The organism is Curtobacterium sp. NPDC098951, assembly GCF_044759965.1.
In the GTDB taxonomy this organism is placed as follows: Bacteria; Actinomycetota; Actinomycetes; order Actinomycetales; family Microbacteriaceae; genus Curtobacterium.
In genome coordinates this window covers 617373-637818 of the sequence record NZ_JBIWAG010000002.1, presented here as the reverse complement: position 1 = coordinate 637818, position 20446 = coordinate 617373, and the positions used below count along the sequence as shown (strand labels likewise).

At 72.5% G+C, this 20446-nt stretch carries 19 protein-coding genes; 7 read left to right on the top strand and 12 right to left on the bottom strand.

Annotated features, from left to right (window positions below; all coding sequences use genetic code 11):
- Positions 1 to 114 precede the first annotated feature (114 nt).
- Complete coding sequence (locus ACIQUC_RS07655) at positions 115 to 1641, top strand: catalase (RefSeq protein WP_402265120.1); 1527 nt, start codon at positions 115 to 117, stop codon at positions 1639 to 1641.
- Positions 1642 to 1836: 195 nt separating this feature from the next.
- Here ACIQUC_RS07655 and ACIQUC_RS07650 read toward each other — a convergent pair whose 3' ends face one another.
- Both ACIQUC_RS07650 and ACIQUC_RS07645 read right to left on the bottom strand, forming a co-directional pair.
- Complete coding sequence (locus ACIQUC_RS07650; protein ID WP_402265117.1) at positions 1837 to 2403, bottom strand: GNAT family N-acetyltransferase; 567 nt, start codon at positions 2401 to 2403, stop codon at positions 1837 to 1839.
- Between the two features lie 39 nt (positions 2404 to 2442).
- Positions 2443 to 3312, bottom strand: coding sequence for a VOC family protein (locus ACIQUC_RS07645; RefSeq protein ID WP_402265115.1), 870 nt, complete (start codon positions 3310 to 3312; stop codon positions 2443 to 2445).
- Between the two features lie 123 nt (positions 3313 to 3435).
- On the opposite strand from ACIQUC_RS07645, the gene ACIQUC_RS07640 reads away from it, so the two are divergent.
- Positions 3436 to 3999, top strand: a complete 564-nt coding sequence (locus ACIQUC_RS07640; RefSeq protein WP_402265112.1) for a hypothetical protein — start codon at positions 3436 to 3438, stop codon at positions 3997 to 3999.
- A gap of 100 nt (positions 4000 to 4099) precedes the next feature.
- A complete protein-coding gene (locus tag ACIQUC_RS07635) occupies positions 4100 to 5008 on the top strand; it encodes an AraC family transcriptional regulator (protein WP_022906113.1) in 909 nt (302 codons plus the stop codon).
- A 60-nt stretch (positions 5009 to 5068) separates the two neighbouring features.
- Here ACIQUC_RS07635 and ACIQUC_RS07630 read toward each other — a convergent pair whose 3' ends face one another.
- From ACIQUC_RS07630 to ACIQUC_RS07610, 5 genes are read right to left on the bottom strand one after another with little or no spacing between them, the layout of a single operon-like run.
- On the bottom strand, positions 5069 to 5392 hold the full coding sequence (locus ACIQUC_RS07630) for a hypothetical protein (protein ID WP_148286873.1): 324 nt from the start codon (positions 5390 to 5392) through the stop codon (positions 5069 to 5071).
- Positions 5393 to 5414: 22 nt separating this feature from the next.
- Positions 5415 to 6041: a response regulator transcription factor gene (locus ACIQUC_RS07625; protein WP_022906115.1), complete on the bottom strand. Its 627-nt coding sequence runs from the start codon at positions 6039 to 6041 to the stop codon at positions 5415 to 5417.
- Positions 6038 to 7249, bottom strand: a complete 1212-nt coding sequence (locus ACIQUC_RS07620; protein WP_402265107.1) for a sensor histidine kinase — start codon at positions 7247 to 7249, stop codon at positions 6038 to 6040. The genes ACIQUC_RS07625 and ACIQUC_RS07620 overlap by 4 nt, the downstream gene beginning before the upstream one ends.
- A 23-nt stretch (positions 7250 to 7272) precedes the next feature.
- A complete protein-coding gene (locus tag ACIQUC_RS07615) occupies positions 7273 to 8043 on the bottom strand; it encodes an ABC transporter permease (RefSeq protein ID WP_402265104.1) in 771 nt (256 codons plus the stop codon).
- Positions 8040 to 8981 (bottom strand): ABC transporter ATP-binding protein, encoded by a 942-nt coding sequence (locus ACIQUC_RS07610; protein ID WP_402265101.1) that lies wholly within the window; start codon positions 8979 to 8981, stop codon positions 8040 to 8042. Before ACIQUC_RS07610 ends, ACIQUC_RS07615 begins: the two co-directional genes overlap by 4 nt.
- 136 nt (positions 8982 to 9117) lie before the next feature.
- On the opposite strand from ACIQUC_RS07610, the gene ACIQUC_RS07605 reads away from it, so the two are divergent.
- Positions 9118 to 10311, top strand: coding sequence for a PP2C family protein-serine/threonine phosphatase (locus tag ACIQUC_RS07605; protein WP_402265098.1), 1194 nt, complete (start codon positions 9118 to 9120; stop codon positions 10309 to 10311).
- A gap of 635 nt (positions 10312 to 10946) precedes the next feature.
- On the opposite strand, the gene ACIQUC_RS07600 is transcribed toward ACIQUC_RS07605, so the two are convergent.
- Entirely contained in the window at positions 10947 to 11816 is an 870-nt protein-coding gene (locus ACIQUC_RS07600) for a phosphoribosylaminoimidazolesuccinocarboxamide synthase (RefSeq protein ID WP_402265095.1), read from the bottom strand.
- On the bottom strand, positions 11813 to 13081 hold the full coding sequence (purD, locus tag ACIQUC_RS07595; protein ID WP_402265092.1) for a phosphoribosylamine--glycine ligase: 1269 nt from the start codon (positions 13079 to 13081) through the stop codon (positions 11813 to 11815). Before purD ends, ACIQUC_RS07600 begins: the two co-directional genes overlap by 4 nt.
- 57 nt (positions 13082 to 13138) lie before the next feature.
- On the opposite strand from purD, the gene ACIQUC_RS07590 reads away from it, so the two are divergent.
- On the top strand, positions 13139 to 13501 hold the full coding sequence (locus ACIQUC_RS07590; protein WP_031261651.1) for a sterol carrier family protein: 363 nt from the start codon (positions 13139 to 13141) through the stop codon (positions 13499 to 13501).
- Between the two features lie 366 nt (positions 13502 to 13867).
- Here the strand turns inward: ACIQUC_RS07590 and ACIQUC_RS07585 are convergent, their stop codons facing one another.
- The gene (locus ACIQUC_RS07585; RefSeq protein ID WP_402265089.1) at positions 13868 to 16441 is read right to left on the bottom strand and encodes a LuxR C-terminal-related transcriptional regulator; all 2574 of its coding nucleotides are present in this window, start codon (positions 16439 to 16441) and stop codon (positions 13868 to 13870) included.
- 108 nt (positions 16442 to 16549) lie between these two features.
- Between ACIQUC_RS07585 and ACIQUC_RS07580 the strand changes: the two genes are divergently transcribed.
- Positions 16550 to 16963, top strand: coding sequence for a hypothetical protein (locus tag ACIQUC_RS07580; RefSeq protein WP_402265087.1), 414 nt, complete (start codon positions 16550 to 16552; stop codon positions 16961 to 16963).
- Between the two features lie 84 nt (positions 16964 to 17047).
- Here ACIQUC_RS07580 and purF read toward each other — a convergent pair whose 3' ends face one another.
- Positions 17048 to 18505, bottom strand: a complete 1458-nt coding sequence (gene purF / locus ACIQUC_RS07575) for an amidophosphoribosyltransferase (protein ID WP_402265084.1) — start codon at positions 18503 to 18505, stop codon at positions 17048 to 17050.
- 73 nt (positions 18506 to 18578) lie between these two features.
- Here purF and purM point away from each other — a divergent pair, with 73 nt between their 5' ends.
- Positions 18579 to 19676 (top strand): phosphoribosylformylglycinamidine cyclo-ligase, encoded by a 1098-nt coding sequence (purM, locus tag ACIQUC_RS07570; protein ID WP_402265081.1) that lies wholly within the window; start codon positions 18579 to 18581, stop codon positions 19674 to 19676.
- Between the two features lie 451 nt (positions 19677 to 20127).
- On the opposite strand, the gene ACIQUC_RS07565 is transcribed toward purM, so the two are convergent.
- Complete coding sequence (locus ACIQUC_RS07565) at positions 20128 to 20349, bottom strand: DUF3073 domain-containing protein (RefSeq protein ID WP_022908422.1); 222 nt, start codon at positions 20347 to 20349, stop codon at positions 20128 to 20130.
- Positions 20350 to 20446: the final 97 nt, after the last annotated feature.

The window sequence follows — 20446 nt, the reverse complement described above, 5'->3', positions numbered from 1 at the left end:
AGACACCCCGACACGGGGACGATCCGCAGTCGTCCCCGCTCCCGGCACCGAACCGGGACCACGAGCAACCCGAGCACCCCTGACCGAACCAACCGTTCCACCCAAGGAGGAACCGTGTCCGACCAGAACACGACCGGCACCCCGTCCGGCGCCCCCACCACCACGACCAACTCCGGCGCCCCCGTCTCGAGCGACGAGCACTCGATGGGCGTCGGGGCCGACGGCCCCCTCGCGCTGCACGACCACTACCTGGTCGAGAAGCTCGCCCAGTTCAACCGCGAGCGCGTGCCGGAGCGCGTCGTCCACGCCAAGGGCGGTGGCGCCTTCGGGACGTTCACCGTCACGCAGGACATCAGCAAGTACACCCGCGCCGCGTTCCTGCAGCCGGGCAAGCAGACCGAGATGCTCGCGCGCTTCTCGTCGGTCGCCGGCGAGCAGGGCTCCCCGGACACCTGGCGCGACCCGCGCGGCTTCGCGCTGAAGTTCTACACCGAAGAGGGCAACTACGACCTCGTCGGCAACAACACCCCCGTCTTCTTCATCCGCGACGGCATCAAGTTCCCGGACTTCATCCGTTCGCAGAAGCGTCTGCCCGGTTCGCACCTGCGCGACCACGACATGCAGTGGGACTTCTGGACCCTGTCGCCCGAGTCCGCGCACCAGGTCACGTGGCTCATGGGTGACCGCGGCCTGCCGGCGAGCTGGCGCGAGATGGACGGCTTCGGCTCGCACACCTACCAGTGGATCAACGCCGCGGGCGAGCGTTTCTGGGTGAAGTACCACTTCATCACCGAGCAGGGCCACAAGACCCTGACGCAGGAGGACGCCGACCGCATCGCCGGCGAGGACGCGGACTTCCACATCCGCGACCTGCACGCGGCGATCGAGCGCGAGGACTTCCCGCGCTGGACCCTCAAGGTGCAGGTCATGCCGTACGAGGACGCCGCGAGCTACCGCTTCAACCCGTTCGACCTGACGAAGGTGTGGCCGAAGGGCGACTACCCGCTCATCGAGGTCGGCACGATGGAGCTCAACCGCAACCCGGAGAACTACTTCGCCGAGATCGAGCAGGCGACCTTCGCGCCCTCGAACTTCGTCCCGGGCATCGCGGCCAGCCCCGACAAGATGCTCCTCGCGCGCATCTTCAGCTACGCGGACGCGCACCGCTACCGTGTCGGCACGAACCACGCGCAGCTGCCGGTGAACGCCCCGAAGAACGAGGTGCACTCGTACTCGAAGGACGGCGCCATGCGCTTCGACTTCCAGAAGGCCGAGGTGCCGGTGTACGCGCCGAACTCCCTCGGTGGTGCGCACGCCGACCCCGCCGCCAGCGACGAGGCTCCCGGTTGGGAGTCCGACGGCGCGCTGCAGCGCTCCGCCGCGACCCTCCACCCCGAGGACGACGACTTCGGGCAGGCCGGCACGCTCGTCCGCGAGGTCCTCGACGACGCCGCCCGCGAGCGTCTGGTCGGCAACATCGCCGGGCACGTCTCGAAGGTGACGCGCGACGACCTGCGCGAGCGCGTGTTCGCGTACTGGACGAACGTCGACGCCGACCTCGGCGCGCGCGTGCGCGCGGCGGTCGCGCCGAGCGCGCCGGGTTCCAACGAGGACCCGGAGAAGGTCGCGGTCGAGGCGTAAGCCCCGCTCCACCACCTGACGGACGGGAGGCACGGTGCCAGCTGGCACCGTGCCTCCCGTCCGTCTGTCGTTGCGCTCTAGACCTCGTGGCCGTTCAGCCAGGTCGGGCCGCCTCGGGGAGGTGCCCAGTCCTCTTCTGGACCTCTTGGCCGTTCAGCCAGGTCGGGCCGCCTCGGGGAGGTGCCCAGTCCTCTTCTAGACCTCTTGGCCGTTCAGCCAGATCGGGCCGGCCGGCCAGTCCTCGAGCGCCGCGGCCACCGGCCGCACCATCCAGCCGCCCTGCTCCGTGTTCGTGATGCCGGCACCCTCGGCGGTGAACGCCGAGAAGGTGCCGACGACCTCGGGGAACTCGTGCCAGCCGAGCTTCGCGTAGAAGGGGATGCGGTTCTCGCCCGCACCGAGGAAGCCGTACGGCACCGCGAGCCCGTCGAGCACGGCGTGCGTGCGCTCCATGAGCTCCCGGCCTCTGCCCGAGCCCTGCAGCCTGGGCGACACGGCGACGAGACCGGTGTCGCCGACGAGCACGTCGCACCCGCCCACCGTGATGAACATGCGGCGGATCCCGACGTGTGCCAGGACGACGCCGTCCGGGTCGCGGGCGAGGACCCGCCGCTCGGGCTGCATGCCGGACCAGCTGCGGCCGCCCACGTACCAGTGGGACCAGTCCGGGAACGCCTGCGCGAGCAGTGCTGCGATCGCCTCGTGGTCGGGGAGCGACAGCGTGCTCTCCTCGACCACCTCCCACCGGATGTCGTCAGTCATGCCCCCATCCTGTCGGAGGTGCCGGGTGGCTGTACCGGATCAGCCCCGTCCCGGAGTGCTGACCTCGATGCGGTTCGCCCACGGGTCCTCGAACGCCACCGTCCGGCCGTCGTCGGCGGTCTGCACGCCGGTGTCGTGCATGCGGGTCACGAGGGCGCCGAGGTCGTCCGCGCCGGGCACCTCGATGCGGACGAGTCCGAGCCCGAGTCCGAGCTGGCGCCGTCCGGCCCCGCGCGAGTTCCACGTGTTCATCGCCATGTGGTGGTGGTAGCCGCCGGCGCTGACGAACAGCGCCTCGCCCCATCCGGCGGTCGTCGCGAAGCCGAGTCGGTCGACGTAGAACTCCTTCGCGGTGGTGACGTCGCCGACGGACAGGTGCACGTGGCCGACGCGTCCGGGGCGTGCCGCGGCGTCGTCGAGGGCCTCCTGCGTGAGGTGCTCCTGCAGGAAGGCGTTCGGGTCGACGAAGAGGGTGGCCATGTCGACCATGCCGTGCGTCCACGACCACTCGCTGCGGTCGCGGTCCCAGTACAGCTCGACGCCGTTGCCCTCAGGATCGGTGCAGTAGAAGGCGTTGCTCACGAGGTGGTCGGCGCTGCCCGTGAAGGTCTGCGGGTACCGGGTCGCGACGGAGTACAGCGCGGCGGCCAGGTCGGCCCTCGTGTCGAACAGGATCGCGGTGTGGAAGAGGCCGGCCTCGCGCGGTGCGGCGTGCCGCATCTCGGGTGCGTGCTCGAGGACGACGATCGGTGTCGTGCCGCGTCCGAGCACGGCGACGCCACCGGTGTTCGACAGGAGCGTGAGCCGGACGCCGTCGCGGTAGTAGCCGATCATCCGGTCGAGGTCGGCGACCCGGAGCGTCACGGCGCCCATCGAGGTGTCGGCGGCGAGGAGGTCCTGCGTGGTCATGCGACCAGTGTGCGCGCATTTGGTTGACGCGTCAACCAAATGACCCCGGTGGCGGTCGTCCGCGTTCGTTCCCCGGCGTGTCCCGCCGCCGGGGCCGATGTCGTCCGGGGCCAAGATGGGGAGATGCCACGCACAGGACGACTGCCGGACCGAGCGGGCGGACGCCGTGGCGGCCGTCCGGACCGGCGTGACCTGCCGATCGAGCAGGTGCGCGACCGGATGTCCTCGTACGTCTACGGCAATATCACGGTCCTCGCCGCGGCGATCGCGGTCGACCCGACGGCGATCCACCACGGTTCCGCCGTCTGGGCGGTGCTCGGCACCGCGGTCCTCACGTACCTCGCGCACGTGCTGTCGCACCTCGTCGCGCACGGACTCGGGGACGACGACGCGTCCGACGAGGTCCGGCGGGAGTCCGTCGCCACCATCGTGCGGAACGCGAACCCGATCGCCACGTCCGGGCTCATCCCCGCCGTGCTCTACGCCGTCGCCTGGGCCGGTTGGCTCCCGGCGCCGTGGGCGCAGACGGCCGCGCTCGTCATCCTCGTCGTCCGCATCGGCATGGTCGGTGTGTTCATGCAGCGGTTCAGCGGGAAGCGCCCGACGTTCCTCGGGCTCTGGGGCGGCATCGTGCTCGCCGCCGTGGCGTTCGTGATCGGCGTCGTGAAGGTGGTGCTGACGCATTGAGCTGCGCGACGCGGACGGGGGCCTCGCGCCCGGACGACCGGCCCGGTAGCGTTCCAGGGCCCGCCGGACCCGGCGCGCGGCACGTCGAACGGAGGCACGGATGACGTCCTCCGACCACGACGTGTCCGAACGCCCGGCGTCCGACCAGGCGGTCCCGGACCAGGCGGTCCCGGACCGGGCGGTCCCGGACCAGTCGGCCCCCGACGGGCAGGCGTTCGACTACCGGTCCGGTGGCGACGAGTTCGTCTCCCTGCGGCAGATCCGCACCGGCGGCCCGCAGTCCGGCACGATCGGACCACGACCGGACCACGTCGTCTTCGTGCTCGCGAACGGCCGGGCGACCCTCACCGCCGACGACGGCAGCGAGTGGGACGTGGGACCCGGACGCCCGATGATGCTGTCCGCCCCGGTCGCCTACGCGTTCGACACCGACGCGACCGCGATGACGCTCCTGCACATCGCACCCGCGATGCTCGGCGACACCGAGGAGCCGTCCGAGTTCGTGCAACCGGACGCGGCCGACCCGGGCGTCGAGCCCCTGCTGACCCTGTTGCGCGAGGTGACCGACCGCATCCTCGACGCCGACCTGGACCCGGCTGAGCGGGCCGCGCTCGACCGGCGGGTGGCGACGGTCGTGCTCTCGACGTTCACCCGGTCCCGCTCCGACGTCGAGCACCGGCTCCGTCGCGCGATCCGCTTCGTGCACGAGCACGCCGGCGAAGACCTCGAGGTCGCGGACATCGCTGCTGGTGCGGACCTCAGCGAGCGCGGGCTGCAGGACCTGTTCCGCCGCCGACTCGCCGTGACGCCGATGCGCTACCTGCGCGAGGTCCGGCTCGACCGGGTGCACCTCGAGCTCACGTCCCGACGGGGCGGGATCGTGACGATCCGCGACGTCGCACGGCGCTGGCGCTTCGCGCACCTCGGGCGGTTCGCGGCGGCGTACCGGCGACGGTTCGGCGAGAGCCCGCACGAGACGCTCCGGCGCTCGGGCCGGTCCGAGGCCTGACGGCCGGGATCCGTCCAGGAGGCGCGGTGCGGGTCCGACCCGCACCGCGCCTCCGGTGCGTCAGCAGCCCGTCGTCGTCAGCGTGACGGTCGCGACCTCGCCGTCCGTGACGGTGGTCTCCTGCGGGCAGAGGTCGTCCGCCCGCACCCTGACCGTGCCGAGGGGCACGCCGGCGAAGTCCGCCGTCCCACCGGGGAAGACCCGCTGGTGCTCGGAGAGCTTGCCGGTCTCGGCGGTGAAGACCTGCACCTCGTAGGCGTGGTCCGCCGCGTTCGACGACACCGTGACGGACACCTGGCCGGTGGAGTCGTGTGCGCCGCAGCCGGCGAGGGTGAGGACGGCGGCCGCACCGAGGGCGAACACGGGGAGGACACGTCGGAGCACGGGCACCAGGCTACGCCGCGGTTCAGGCCGACCCGAGCAGCCAGCCGTTGTCCGCGGCGACCCGGAGCGCCTCGGTGGCGTTGCGGGCGGCGGTCTTGCCGATCGCCGACGACAGGTGGTTGCGGACCGTGCCCTCCGACAGGTGCAGGGAGCCGGCGACGCCCGCCACGGTCGGCGTCGTGCGGAAGGCGATGAGCACGTCGGTCTCCCGCGGGGTGAGCGGGGACGGGCCGGCGGCGAGGGACTCCGCGGCGAGCACCGGGTCCACCACGCGGAAGCCGCCCGCGACCCGGCGGACGGCGTCGGCGAGCTGCTCCGCCGGGGTGTCCTTCACGACGAAGCCCGCGGCCCCGGCCTCCAGCGCACGGCGGAGGTACCCGGGGCGGCCGAACGTCGTGACGATGAGCGATCGGCACGACGGCAGCGAGCGGGCGAGGGCGGCAGCCGCGGTGAGCCCGTCGGCGCCCGGCATCTCGACGTCGAGCAGTGCGACCGCGGCGCCGGAGGACCGCGCGGCCTCGAGCACCTCGTCGCCCCGGGCCACCTGCGCGACGACCTCGATGTCGCGCTCGAGCGACAGCAGGGACGCCAGGGCCCCGCGCACGAGCGCCTGGTCGTCCGCCAGCAGCACCCGGATGGTGTCGGTCATCGTCGGTTCCTCTCGACCCGCAGCCGGAAGCCGCCGAGGTCGCTCGTGCCGGTGGTCAGGGTCGCCCCGACGGCGTCGGCCCGCTCGCGGAGCCCACGCAGCCCGTTCCCCGGGGTCACGGCGGCGGACGCCTCGAGCACCCCGGTCCCGTCGTCCTCGATCGTCAGTGCCGTCCGGGTGAGGGTGACCCGGACCCGGCTCGCGGCAGCGTGCCGGAGGACGTTCGTGACGCCCTCGCGGAGGACCCATGCGAACAGGCTCCGGACGTCGTCGGCCGCGGCGTCGCCGTCGTGCGGGAGCGACGCGTCGGTCCCGGCCGCGGCGAGGGCTGCCCGCGCCGACACGAGCTCCGCGTCGAGGTCGGCCTCGCGGTACCCGCTGACGGCGCGTCGGAGCCCCTGCAGCGCCTCGCGGGAGAGCCGTTCCACGTCCTGCATCTCCGTCCTGGCCCGGATCGGGTCGACGTCCACCAGTCGTGCGGCGAGCTCGGACTTCATCGCCACCACGGTCAGGGAGTGGCCGAGCACGTCGTGCAGGTCCCGGGAGAACCGGGCGCGCTCCTCGACCACGGCGAGCCGGGTGATCTCGTCCTGCGCGACGCCCAGCCGTTGCTCCGCCTCGCGCTGTCGTCCGAAGAACAGCATCGATGCACCGACGGAGACGGTGATCACGGGGGCGAACAGGATGCCGCTGTCCACGGCCCGGTCCCACCCCGTGCTCAGCGCGACGAGGAACTGCGCACCGACGATCGCGAGCACGACCGATCCCGCCACCCAGAACCGTTCGGCGACGAAGCCCGACAGTGCCGCGACGAGGAGCCACGTCCAGATCGCGAGTGGCCCGACGACGAACAGCAGCAGCCCGGCCAGCAGCGCGACGCCCGCGAGGACGACGACCCGGCCGCGCAGGCTCCGGCGCCACATCAGCTCCGGAGCGAACAGGTACGCCGCGTAGAGGATCGCCAGGGCGATCGTCGAGACGACGTGCGCCCGGAGGCTCCGGCCGTCGTTCCAGACGGCGATGACCTCGAGGACCTGCCAGAGCAGGGCGAACACCGCCCCGGCGTACCAGCGGCGCCGGCCGATCCGGATGTCGTCGTCGCTCGCGCCGGGTGGGACCGCCCACGGGAACGAGCGCGGGCGAGCTCGCGAGCCCGTCGGTGCGTTCCCCGCACCACGCACCTCGGTCGTGTTGGTCGCCTCTGACATCGGTGCCAGCGTAGGACGCTCGGTCACGCTCGTGCGGCATCGCGGCGGTAGCGCCACGCGATCACCGCGCCGAGGACGAGCGCCCAACCGGCGAGGACCAGCGCCGGTTCGGTCATGCCGGCGGACCCGGTCGCCCCGGCGCCCATCTGTCCGATCCGGTTCAGCCAGTACGAGGGCATGAGGTGCGCGACGCTCCCCATCCAGCTCGGCATCACCGACAGCGGGACCCAGAGCCCGCCGAGGATCGACATGCCCATGAACACCACCATGAACACCGGCTGGGCGAAGGACGGCTTCGCGAACTGCCCGATGAGGATCGCGATGAGGGCGAACGGCACCACGCCGCACCAGATGCCGAACCCGGCGGCGAGCCAGTGCCACGGGTCGAGGGACGCGTGCAGCACGACGGTCGCGACGACCACCGTGACGACGATCGACATCGCGGCGAAGGCCATCGCGGCGATCACCTTCGACACCATGAACGCCCACCCGGACAGCGGCGTCACGCGCAGCTGCCGGTTCCAGCCGATCGACCGTTCGTTGACGATGGCGAACGCCTGGCTGAACGCGGCCATCATCGCCCCGTAGGACGCCATCTGCAGGGTCGTGACGACGAGGTACTGCAGGTGCGTGGTCGGGTCCGTCACGGACCCGAACGCCGAGCCGAACACGAGCAGCATGACCACCGGGACGGCGAAGGTGAACACCATCGCGCGGACGTTGCGGAGCTGCCGCTTGGTCTCGAGGTACACGTAGCCGAGCGGCAGCCGGCCGGAGGGGGTCACGGTGGTCATGCGAGGACTCCTTCGGGAGCGGCGGTGGGAGCGGTGGCGGTGGGCGCCGGGTCGGCGGTCAAGGCGAGGAAGGCGTCGTCCATGGTCGAGGCGACCACCTGGACGTCGTGCGCCTCGGGGTGGGCGGCGAGCAGGGCGCGAAGGGTGTCGTCGCTGCGGTCCGAGCGGAGCGTGACGGCGTCGCGCCGCGCCTCCAGGCCCACGACGCCCGGCAGCGCGCGCAACGCGGCGTGCGCGTCGGCGCCCACACCCGCGAACCGGAGGGTGCGGGTGGTGGCGATCGCCTTGATCTCGGCCGGCGTGCCGTCGGCGACGACCCGGCCGCTGCGCATGATGACGATGCGGTCGGCGAAGGTGTCGGCCTCGTCGAGGTAGTGCGTCGCGAACACGACGGTGCGGCCCGCGTCGGTGAAGTCCCGCATCGACGACCAGAAGGTGTGCCGGGCCTCGACGTCCATCGCCGCGGTCGGTTCGTCGAGCACGAGCAGGTCGGGGTCGGAGACCACCGCGACCGCGAACCGGGCCCGCTGCAGCTGCCCGCCGGACAGCTTCGCGATGCGGCGTCCGGCGATGTCGGAGCACCGCGCCCGGCGGAGCGCCTCGTCGACGGGCATCGGGCGACGGTGCGCGGCACCGACGAGGGCGACCGCGTCGCGGACCGTCATGTCCGGCAGGAGCGCGCCGCCCTGGAGCATCGCGCCGACCCGGCCGGAGACGACCGCGGCGCGGGGCTCCTCGCCGAAGAGCAGGGCCTCGCCGGTCGTCGGCGTCGACAGCCCGAGCGCGAGGTCGACCGTCGTGGTCTTGCCGGCGCCGTTCGGGCCGAGGAGGGCGACGACCTCGCCCGGACGGATCGTCAGGTCGACGCCGTCGACCGCGGCCACGGCGCCGAAGCGCTTGCGGAGGTCGCGGAGCTGGATGACCGGTGTGTCGTTCATGGCTCCGAGCCTGCCGGGGAGTGGTCCCCGCTCCCTCTGCGGTTCGTCACGGATCCGGCGTGACATCTGTCACGGGCGACACACGTCCTCCGTTCTGGGGACGGTCACTGTCCGTTGTGCGCGTTAGCGTGGGTGCATGCACCACGAGCCCGCCGTCTCCGACCGCCCCGCGACGGACGCCGTCCGGCGGGCGGCGCTGCTCGCAGCCCTGGACGTCGTCGAGGGCGGGCCCGAGGAGCGCTTCGAGCGGATCACACGGATCGCGCGCGAGGCCTTCGGTGTCTCCGGCTCGTTCCTCAACCTCGCACGCGAGTCCGACGTCTTCATCAAGTCGCAGCAGAGCGACACCGCCTTCGGCCCGACGATCCCGCTGCAGGACACCTTCTGCGGTCGGACCCTCGCGGTCGACGGACCCGTCGTCGTGCCGGACGCCCGCGCCGACGTCCGCTACTCCGACATGCCGATGGTGGTCGACGACCCGAACGTGCGGTTCTACGCCGGGGTGCCGCTCCGTGCAGGCGACGCCGACGTCAAGGTCGGGACGCTCTGCCTCATCGACCCGACGCCGCGCACGCTCGACGACGACGAGCTGGCGCTGCTCGAGGAGCTCGGCGTCTGGGCGGAGCGCGAGCTCGCCGCCGGCGCCGACGAGGACCGGCTCCGTTCCGTGCTCGCCGGCCTCGAGCCCGGTGGCGTCACGCTGCCCGGGTACCGCGTCGGGGGCATGTCGCTGCCGCACGGCGTCGTGTCCGGCGACTTCCACGACTGGCACCTCGACGGCGCGACCCTCTCGCTGACCGTGGCGGACGTCATGGGCAAGGGGATGTCTGCGGGACTCCTCGCCGCCACCATCCGCGGTGCCCTGCTCGCCCGGAGCTCCGAGGCCCCGGACCGGGCCGTGGCCGCACTCGAGGCGCAGGTCGGGCCGGACCTCAGCCGTGCCGAGTCGTTCGCGACGATGTTCCACGGACGCCTGACGCCCGCCACCGGGCGGATGGAGTTCACCGACGCGGGCCACGGCCTCGTGCTGCAGTTGCACGCGGACGGCACCGAGAGCGTCCTGCGCTCGTTCGACCTGCCGATCGGCCTGCACCCCGTCGGGGCCGAGCGGGTCACGGGCACGCTCGACCTCGAGCGCGGGGACGTGCTCATCGTCGTCAGCGACGGGGCCCTCGAGCTGTGGGACTCGACGCTCGCGTCCCTCGGTGCGCTCGGGGCGATGTGGCGGGACGCCCCGGAGCTCGACGTGTTCCTCGGGCGCATCCGGGCGCGTGCGGTGACGCACGACCCGGGCGACGACCTGACGGTCGTCGTCGTCGCGCGCGACTGACGCGCGGGCGCGGGCGCGGGGGCGCCGGCGCGGGCACGCGGGGCGCCGGCGGGTCGCGGGGGTGCCGGCGGTTGCCGAGAGTGCACGATCTGTCGCGCTCGGCGCCGGCGGGCGGCACATCGTGCTCCCTCGGCGGACGTGAGCGGCGTGTTGCGCCCGCTCGCGCCGGCATCCGCCGCGCGGGCGGTCTGGAGGCGCGGCTCGGCCTGCCTCGGGCCTCATGTCCGGCGGTCGTGCGGCCGGCCGGGCCCATCGCGCGGCGCCGGCGGGTGCCGAGAGTGCACGATCTGTCGCGCTCGGCGCCGGCGGGCGGCACATCGTGCCCCCTCGGCGGACGTGAGCGGCGTATTGCGCCCGCTCGCGCCGGCTTCCGGCGCGCGGGCGGCCTGGAGGCGCGGCTCGACCCAGGCTCGCGCCACGCGTCCGGCGGTCGTGCGGCCGAACGCGGCGGCGGCAGGGCCGGCGGGTGCGCCGAAAGTGCACGATCTGTCGCGCTCGGCGCCGGCGGGCTGCACATCGTGCTCCCTCGGCGGACGTGAGCGGCGTGTTGTGCCCGCTCGCGCCGGCTTCCGGCGTGCGGGCGGCCGGCCGCGGCGGCGAGGCCCCACGGCCCTGCGGCGCGGCGGGGCCGGCCCCTACGCGCCCAGGCGCTCGATGAGCTCGCGGTAGCGCTCGGCCGTCCGCGACACGATCGCCTCGGGCAGCACCGGAGGCGTCCCCTGCCGGTCCCAGTTCGCGCTGAGCCAGTCGCGCACGATCTGCTTGTCGAACGACTCCGTCCGGTTCCCCGACCGGGCGTCCCAGTAGCGGCTGGAGTCGCTCGTCAGGACCTCGTCGGCGATCCGGACGAGCCCCGACGCATCCTGCCCGAACTCGAACTTCGTGTCCGCGATGACCACCCCGCGGTCGAGCGCGATCGCCGCCGCCTCGGAGTAGACGCGGAGCGAGAGGTCCCGCAGCTGCGACGCGACCTCGGGTCCGACGAGCTCGACCGTCTGCTCGAACGAGATGTTCTCGTCGTGCTCGCCCTGCGGTGCCTTGTACGCCGGCGTGTAGATCGGTTCCGGCAGCCGGTCCCCGTTCGACAGCCCGTCGGGGAGTGGGACGCCACACACGCTGCCGGACTGCTGGTACTCGGCCCACCCGCTGCCGACGAGGTACCCGCGGACCACGCACTCGACCGGGAACATCGTCAGCGGCATCACGTGCATGGACCGCGCGGCGACCGACGCCGGCACCGGGGTCCCGCCGGCGGACGGGGCGATGAGGTGGTTGGGGACGTCGGCCAGCCGGGTGAACCAGAAGCGGGACAGCCGGGTGAGCAGCTCGCCCTTGCCCGGGATCGGCGGCTCGAGGGCGAAGTCGTACGCGCTCACGCGGTCGGACGCGACGAGGAGCAGCTCGGTGGCGCTCGCGACGTCGGCGGTGCCGGAGGGGACGTAGAGCTCGCGGACCTTGCCGGAGGAGACGTGCTGCCAGCCGTCGAGGACGGGCGCCGCGCTCATCGGGCGACCTTCGCGGCGATGTCGGTGCGGAACTGCGCGCCCTCGAGCGCGATGTCACTGACGCCGGCGTACGCGCGGTCGCGGGCTTCGGCGAAGGTGGCCCCGGTTGCGACGACGCTCAGCACGCGCCCGCCCGTCGCGACGAGCTCGGTGTCGAGCACCCCGGTGGCGGCGTGTGCGACGGAGACGCCCGCGCGCGCGTTCGCCTGGTCGATGCCGGTGATCGGACGGCCGGTCTTCGGGTTCTCGGGGTAGCCCTCGCTCGCGAGGACCACGGTGACGGCGACGTCGTCGCGGAACACGGGGTCCGGCGTGGAGCCGAGCTGCCCGGTGGCTGCGGCGAGCATGAGCTTGCTGAGCGGGGTCGCCAGGCGGGGAAGGACGACCTGCGTCTCGGGGTCGCCGAAGCGGGCGTTGAACTCGATCACCCGGACGCCCTGCTCGGTGACGATGAGACCGCAGTAGAGCAGGCCGACGAACGGCGTGCCCTCGTGCTCGAGTCGGCGGACGGTGGGGAGCGCGACGAGGTCGGTGACCTCGTCCACGAAGGCCCGCTCGGACTCCCAGCGGTCGGCGAGCCAGGGGAGCGGCGAGTATGCGCCCATGCCGCCGGTGTTCGGTCCGACGTCACCGTCGCCGAGGCGCTTGTAGTCCTGCGCGGGGCTGAGCGGCCGGACGTCGTGCCCGTCGCTCAGGAAGAAGAGCGAGACCTCTTCGCCGTCGAGGAACTCCTCGACCACGACGTGCCCGTGCTGGAGCCAGTAGGTGGCGTGGTCGATCGCCGCCTGGCGGTCGTCGGTCACGAGGACGCCCTTGCCGGCAGCGAGTCCGTCGGCCTTCACCACGTGCGGGGCGCCGAGCTCGTCGATCGCGGCGACGGCCTCGTCGACGGTTCCGGCGTACACGGGTCGACCGGTGGGGACGCCCGCCTCGGACATGATCCGCTTCGCGAACGCCTTGGAGCCCTCGAGCTGTGCGGCGGCCTTGCTCGGCCCGAACACCGGGATGCCCCGCGTGCGGACCGGGTCGGCGACGCCGGCGATGAGCGGCGCCTCGGGCCCGACGACGACGAGCTCGACGCCGTTCTCGAGCGCGTACTCGGCGACGAGGGCACCGTTGGTCGGGTCGATGGAGACGGTCTCGACGTCGGCCGCGATGCCGGCGTTGCCCGGCGCTGCGGTGATGACGTGACCGGCCTGCTCCGCGAGGAGGGCCGTGATGATCGCGTGCTCGCGGGCACCGGAACCGAGGACGAGGATTCGCACCCGATCACCCTACCGATCCCGACTCGCCCGTTGCGATGCGGCGGCTAGCCTGTGGACATGCCACCCAGGAGGATCGAGGACGCAGCGGGACGGGCCGCGCTCACCGCCGTGCAGCAGGGGGCCACCGACCGGCCGACCCTCGCGACCGCCGTGCGGTGGTCGCTGCAGCGCCTCGCCGAGGACGTCCCGGGGAACAGCGTCGAGGTGCGCGTCCCGCCGTTCGCGGCCGTCCAGGCGGTCCCCGGACCCCGGCACACGCGCGGCACGCCGCCGAACGTGGTCGAGACGGACGCGACGACCTGGCTCGCGCTCGCCACCGGCGAGCTGCGCTGGGACGAGGCCGTCGCGCAGTCGCGCGTCAGCGCGTCCGGTTCCCGCGCGGACCTCACGGACTTCCTGCCGGTGCGCCTGGCCGTCTGAGACGGCCGGCCGAGCGACGGCACGGAGACGAGGCGGTCGCGGGATCGCAGACGGATCCGAGACGGGCGCGTGTGTCGGACGGGAGGGACGGTGCCAGCCCGCCCCGCGCCTCCTGGACAGGAGGACTCGGGTACCTAGACGGCCTCAGCGAATTAGGTAGTACCTACTGATGTGACGTCACCGACCCGGCGGCTACCGTAGAAGTCGCCGGGATTCGGACCCGACCCGAACGGGTCCGAACCCGGCGACAGGCTCCAAGGTACGCGACATTCCGTACATCCTGTCAACCGTTCCGGCGAGTCGTGCTGCATTCCGCAACCCACCCGCGGCTCGCAGCGGCGCCGGAAGGCCCGCGGACTCGACCGATCAGAGCAGCTCGGCGAGTTCCGTGCGGGCGTGCAGGTCCCACTTCGTGAACACCCGGGACAGGTGCGCGTCGATGGTGCGGACGCTCAGGCCGAGGGTCTCCGCGATGCGGCGGTTGCTCAGGCCGTGGGACGCGAGTTCGGCCACCTCGTACTCGCGGTTCGTCAGCGGCGGCTTCACCCGGCCGGCCGAGACCGCCATCCCGTGCGACGCGAGCACCCCCTGGGCCGCGATGATCCGGGTCCGGTCGTCGGTGCGGACCGCCTCGGCGTACTCGACGATCGCTCCGGCGAGCGGGCCGTCCACGCGGGCGGCGGCGTCGCGCATCCGCAGGAGGGACGCCGCCGAGTCGCGCCCGTTCAGCATGTCGTTCGTGTAGTGCAGGGTCTGCGCGTACATCACGTGCGTCCACGACCCGCTGGCCGTCCCGCGCTCGATGATGTCGTCCGCGTGCCGGAGGCCCGCCGGGTTGCCGAGCACCGCCTCGGTCCACGCGATCGTCACCGCGACCTGGTCGCCGATGATCCGCATCGCCCGGAGCGGCGTCGCCCGGGCGCGCTCGAGCGCCGCCGAGGCCTCCTCGCCGCGACCGGCGTAGGCGTACGACATCGCCAGCCGTGCCCACGGGTAGGCCGCGAAGCCGCCGTGATCGGCCACGTCGTAGCGCTCGCAGGCCGCGGAGAACGCCGCGACGGCGTCGTCCCACCGGCGCTGGGCGAGTGCGAGGTTGCCCTCGCCGATGAGCTCGAGCGTGAAGTCGTACTTCAGGTACGGGCTCGACCGGCGGACGGGGACCTCGGTGATGAGGTCGGCGATGTCGCCCCGCCACACCTGCAGCTGGTGCAGCACGGACACGATCTCGCCGACGCTCCACGGGGCGTCCTCGAGGTGCTCGACCGCGGTCGCCAGGCACGCCCTGCCGAAGGCCTGGGCCTCGTCGAGCCGACCGGCGGTGGCGAGGGCCATCACCGCGCACGGCGCGAGGCAGAGGAACGCGAACGGCACCGTCGCCGCCTGCACGATGCCGGAGCGCTCGAGCTCGTCGCGGACCTCGTCGAAGCGGCCGCCCCAGCCGAGGTGTGCCAGGCGCAGCAGGCGGAGCCGTTCGGCGGCGTCCGGACCCACGAGCCGCGATGCGGCATCGGTGAGGGCGACCGCGGCGAGGACGTCGTCGTCGTGGAACTGCCGGATGTTCGCGAGCGTCTCGCACGCTTCGATCACGGCGTGGTCGTCGACCTCGGTCGGGGTCGAGCACACGACGGCCCACGCGGCCTCGGCGTCGGCGCGACCGGCCTCGCGCCCGGTGCTGTACGAGTGCGCGAGCGATCGCAGGCAGTGCGCGGCGACCCGCTCGCACGGGCTGAGCGTCGTGCGGAGGGCGGCCGAGGCAAGTGCGATCCCGCTCTCGTGCTCCTGCAGCCCGACCGCGACCTGGGCGGCGTCGAGGAGCTGCTCGACCGGGGGCAGTACACCGCACTCGAGCGACCACAGCGCGGCACGGAGACGGGCGGCGGGCGGCGCGCCCTCCGGCCGGTCGGTGCGGAAGGCGTTGGCGCGGGCGAAGAGCGCCGTGCGTCGGGCGACCGGGACGAGCGCACGGACGACCTCGCCGACGAGGGGGTGCGACGGGCGGACGACGGCGGCACCGTCCTCGAGGGCGTCGATGCGGACGAGGCCGAGCGCGACGACGCGGTCGACGTCCCCGCCGCTCACCAGCCCGATCAGCCGCGCGAGCGGGATCGGGTCCGCGAGGGCGACGATGTCGACGACGTCGCGGAGGTCCTCCGGCAGCGACCCGAGCTCGGTGCGGTACATGTCGGCGAGGCTGTTCGAGGCGGTGACCCGGCCACGCCAGTACCAGCCGGTGGCGGTGTGGTCGAGCGCCCCGGAGGCGAGCGCCGACCGGACGACCTCGCGGATGTAGAGCGGGTTGCCGGCGGTGGCCCGGTGCACGCGTTCGGCCGACGCCGTCTCGAGCTGGGCTCCGAGCGCCCGCGCGATGAGGGTCGAGGTCTCGTGCAGGTCGAGCGGCTCGAGGTCGATGCGTTCGAGCAGGTCGTCCTGCCAGAGGGCCCGGAGCGGTTCGGGGAGTGCGGTGAAGTCGCGGCAGGTCAGGACCAGCCGGGCACCCTGCTCGCGGACGAGCCACGCGACGTAGCGTGCGGAGATCGCGTCGAGGTGGTCGGCGTCGTCCACGCGCAGCAGGACGTCGCGGTCGGTGAGCTCCTCGCTCTCGCGGAGGCGCTGCTCGGCCCCGCCCGCGCCGACGAGCTCGGCGAGGGAGCCCGGCAGCTCGCCGAAGCGCTCCGACGCCGCGCCGAACGGCATCGACCTGCTGGCGGCGACGGCCGTGATGGGCACGACGAGCGTCCGGCCGGAGGCGTCACGACCGGCGACGCGGTCGGTGATCCGCAGGGCCGCGGAGCTCTTGCCGAGGCCGGGGGCCCCGACGAGCGCGACGCTCCACCGGTGTTCGGCGACGACCGCGACGGCCCGGTCCTCCTCGCGACGCTGCAGGATCGGCCAGCTGATCCGCGCCGGCGTCCGGGCGCCGCGGGTGGTCCGTTCGCGCATCTGCCGCACCTCCTCACCGTGGGATACCGATCGGTAGCGACCATCCTCTCCCGGATCCACCTGGGCGGACAGGCCGGAGCACGTCCCACAGTGGGGGACAATGGACGTGTGAGCAACACCGACCGACCCGACGAACGACCGGCTCCGGCGCCGAACGCCGTCTCCTCCTCCGACGAGGTGACGATCCGTCGTGCCCCGAAGTTCGGGGTCTTCATCGTCGGCGGTGCGGTCCTCGGCTTCATCGCGACGCTCATCGTCGTGTCGCTCACCATGGACATCGACCGTGGGGACACGCAGGAGACCGCGAGCTTCGGCAGCCTGGTCGGCTACTTCAGCCTGTGGGGCGTCACGATCGGCGCCTTCGTCGGCGCCGTCGTCGCCGTGGTGCTCGACCGCGTGTTCGCGCGCCGGGCCGCCCGCCTCACGGCGGAGCGCGTCGAGGTCGAGCTGCCGCCCGAGACCGTGGACGGCGAGATCGAGGACCACGGCGACGCCCGGGCGGACGGCGACCGGACGCCGTAGTCGTCCGCATCTGACGGACTGGAGGCGCGGCTCGGCCTGGCACCGCGCCTCCAGTCCGTTGCGGGGTCGCGTTCGCGACCCCGCTCAGCTGAGCTGGTTCGCCTCGACCCAGGACAGGTACTCCGGGCTGACGGTGCCCGTGACGTACTCGCCCGTGAAGCAGCTCATCTCGAGGTCCGTGACGTCGGACCCCTCGATGATCGCGTCGCGCATGTCGCCGATCTCCTGGTAGATCAGGTGGTCGCTGCCGAGCACCTTGTTGATCTCCGGGATCTTCCGGTCGTGCGCGATGAGCTCGGCGCGCGTCGGCATGTTGATGCCGTACACGTGCGGGTACCGGACAGGCGGCGCGGCGCTCGTGAAGGTGACCTCGTTCGCCCCGGCGGCACGGGCCATCTCGACGATCTCGCGGCTGGTGGTGCCGCGGACGATCGAGTCGTCGACGATCAGGATGTTCTTGCCCTTGAACTCCGACGACATCGCGTTGAGCTTCTGGCGCACCGACCGCTTGCGCTCCGCCTGCCCCGGCATGATGAAGGTGCGGCCCACGTAGCGGTTCTTGTAGAAGCCCTCGCGGTACTCGATGCCGAGCTTCTGCGCCACCTGCATGGCGGCCGGCCGGCTCGAGTCGGGGATCGGCATGACGACGTCGATGTCACCCGTCGGCGCGTACTGCTCGATGGTGTCGGCGAGCCGGTTGCCGAGGCGCAGGCGTGCGTCGTAGACCGAGATGCCGTTCATCACCGAGTCGGGTCGGGCCAGGTAGACGTACTCGAACGAGCACGGCACCAGTCGCGGGTTCTTCGCGCACTGCCGGGCGTGCATCTGACCGTTCATCTCGATGAACACGGCCTCGCCCGGGGCGACGTCGCGGACGATCTCGTATCCGCCGGACTCGAGCACGAGTGACTCGCTCGCGACGACCCACTCCGGCTGCCCGGCCTCGTCGAACTTGTGCCCGAGGATGAGCGGACGGATGCCGTACGGGTCGCGGAAGGCGAGCAGCCCGTGCCCGGCGATCGTGGCGATCGTGGCGTAGGAGCCTTCGACACGCTCGTGCACGCGCTCGACGGCGTCGAAGACCTGGCCCGGGTCGAGGTTCGCGCCGCGGACCTGCCCCTGCAGCTCGTGCGCCAGCACGTTCACCAACAGCTCGGTGTCCGACGTCGTGTTGAGGTGTCGACGGTCGATGTCGAACAGTTCACGCGTGAGTTCCCGCGTGTTGGTGAGGTTGCCGTTGTGGACGAGGACGATGCCGTACGGCGCGTTCACGTAGAACGGCTGGGCCTCTTCCTCGTTGCTCGCGGCGCCCTTGGTGGCGTAGCGGACGTGCCCGAGCCCCATGGTGCCGAGGAGGGCGCGCATGTCACGGGTGCGGAACGCCTCGCGGACGTGCCCGCGGGTCTTGTGCATGTGGTGCACGTGGCCCTCGACCGTGGCGATGCCCGTCGAGTCCTGCCCGCGGTGCTGCAGCAGGAGCAGTGCGTCGTAGATGGATTGGTTGGCGGGGCCCTGTGCAACGAGGCCGACGATGCCGCACATTCGCGGGTGTGCTCCAGACCGTAGAATCGGGGGGTACCGAACAAGTCTGCCATGTCACCGCGAAGGACTCAGCATGCCCAACCCGTACGCCGAAGCCGGAGTGGACACCGCCGCCGGTGACCTGGCCGTCGAACTCATGAAGTCCGCGGTCGCGGCCACCCACAACCAGTCCGTGCTGGGCGGCGTCGGTGGCTTCGCCGGACTCTACGACGTCTCGTTCCTGAAGGACTTCTCACGACCGCTGCTCGCGACCTCGACCGACGGCGTCGGCACGAAGGTCGCGATCGCGCAGGCGATCGACAAGCACGACACCATCGGCCAGGACCTCGTCGGCATGGTCGTCGACGACATCGTCGTGGTCGGGGCGAAGCCGCTCTTCATGACGGACTACATCGCGTGCGGACGCGTCGTGCCCGCTCGCATCGCGGACATCGTCGCCGGCATCGCGCGTGGCTGCTCGGAGACCGGCACCGCGCTCGTCGGTGGCGAGACCGCCGAGCACCCGGGCCTGCTCGGGCCGGACGACTACGACGTGGCCGGTGCCGCGGTCGGCGCGGTCGAGGCCGGATCGCAGCTCGGCGCGCACCTCGTGCAGGACGGCGACGTCGTCGTGGCGATCGCGTCCTCCGGGCTGCACTCCAACGGCTACTCGCTCGTCCGGCACATCCTGTCGTCGCGTGGCGTCGCGTACACCGACTCCCTGCCGGAGCTCGGCGGGCTCGTGGGGGAGGCCCTGCTCGAGCCGACGCGCCTCTACACGACGCCGCTGCTGTCGCTCATCGAGCGGCACCCGGGTGCCGTGCACGCGCTCTCGCACGTCACGGGCGGCGGCATCGCGGCGAACCTGGCGCGTGTGCTCCCCGTCGGCTCCTGGGTCGAGGTCGACCGCTCCACGTGGCAGCCCCTGCCCGTGTTCCGGGTCCTCGCCGACATGGCCGGGACCCCCATCGAGGACACTGAGGGCACCTGGAACCTCGGAATCGGCATGTTCGCGGTCGTCTCGGCGGCTGCCGCGTCGGACGTCATCGCGTCGCTCGGCGCCGCCGGCCTGCCGTCGTGGGCGGTCGGGTCGATCTCGACCTCTGTGCGCGAGGACCTCGCCGGGTTCGAGCAGGGTGCGAAGGGCGTCGACGGCGGCGCGGTGCGGCTCGTGGGGGCGTACGCGGGCTGAGTCCGCGGCGCGGGGCGGGCGCGCGCGGGCGCGGGCGTCGCCGCGCGGGTGCGGGCCGCGCGGGCTTGAGGCGGGCGCGCGCCGCGCGGGCGCGGGGTGAGCGCGCCGCGCGGGCTCGAGGTCGCACGAACTGCCGCCCATACTTCTTCCGGGCGGCAGTTCGCGCGACCGGGGTGGAACACGCGCGGCGGGTCGTGCGACCTCGGGGAGCGCCTGGGATCACCGCGTGTGCATGTTCCGACACCGCGCCGGTCGATCGACGGGTGCGATGTCGCATGATGCGCCGGCATCCGATGTGCGTGCACGAGCCAACGTTGCGCCGGTCGATCGAAGCGGACAGCGCCGCACCGTGCTCGCGAATCGAAGCGGGCGGCACGGTGACACCGGCCTGCACGTACGACGAAACGCCGCGCTGCCCCGGAGGGTGCGCGGCGTCGTCATCGAGCCTGGGTCAGGCGGACTTGTTCTGGTCCTGTTGGGGTTCGAATTCGTCGTCTTCTTCGAGCTGGTCATCACCGTATTGGTCTGCCCAGCGGTCGATGTAGGAGTTCTCATCCGAGTGTTGCCCGGCGGAGAGCTCGCGTTCGAGCGCACCGTAGTTCGTCTCCGGGCTGAAGTACTTCAGTTCCCGGGCGACCTTGGTGTGCTTCGCCTTCTGACGGCCGCGCCCCATGCGTGACCCCCTCGTGATCGGCTCTGGTCCGGTCCTGGCGGGAGAGGAGTCACCCGGGGAACCGAACGGTTTCGTGGTTTGAAATCTGCCGATCACT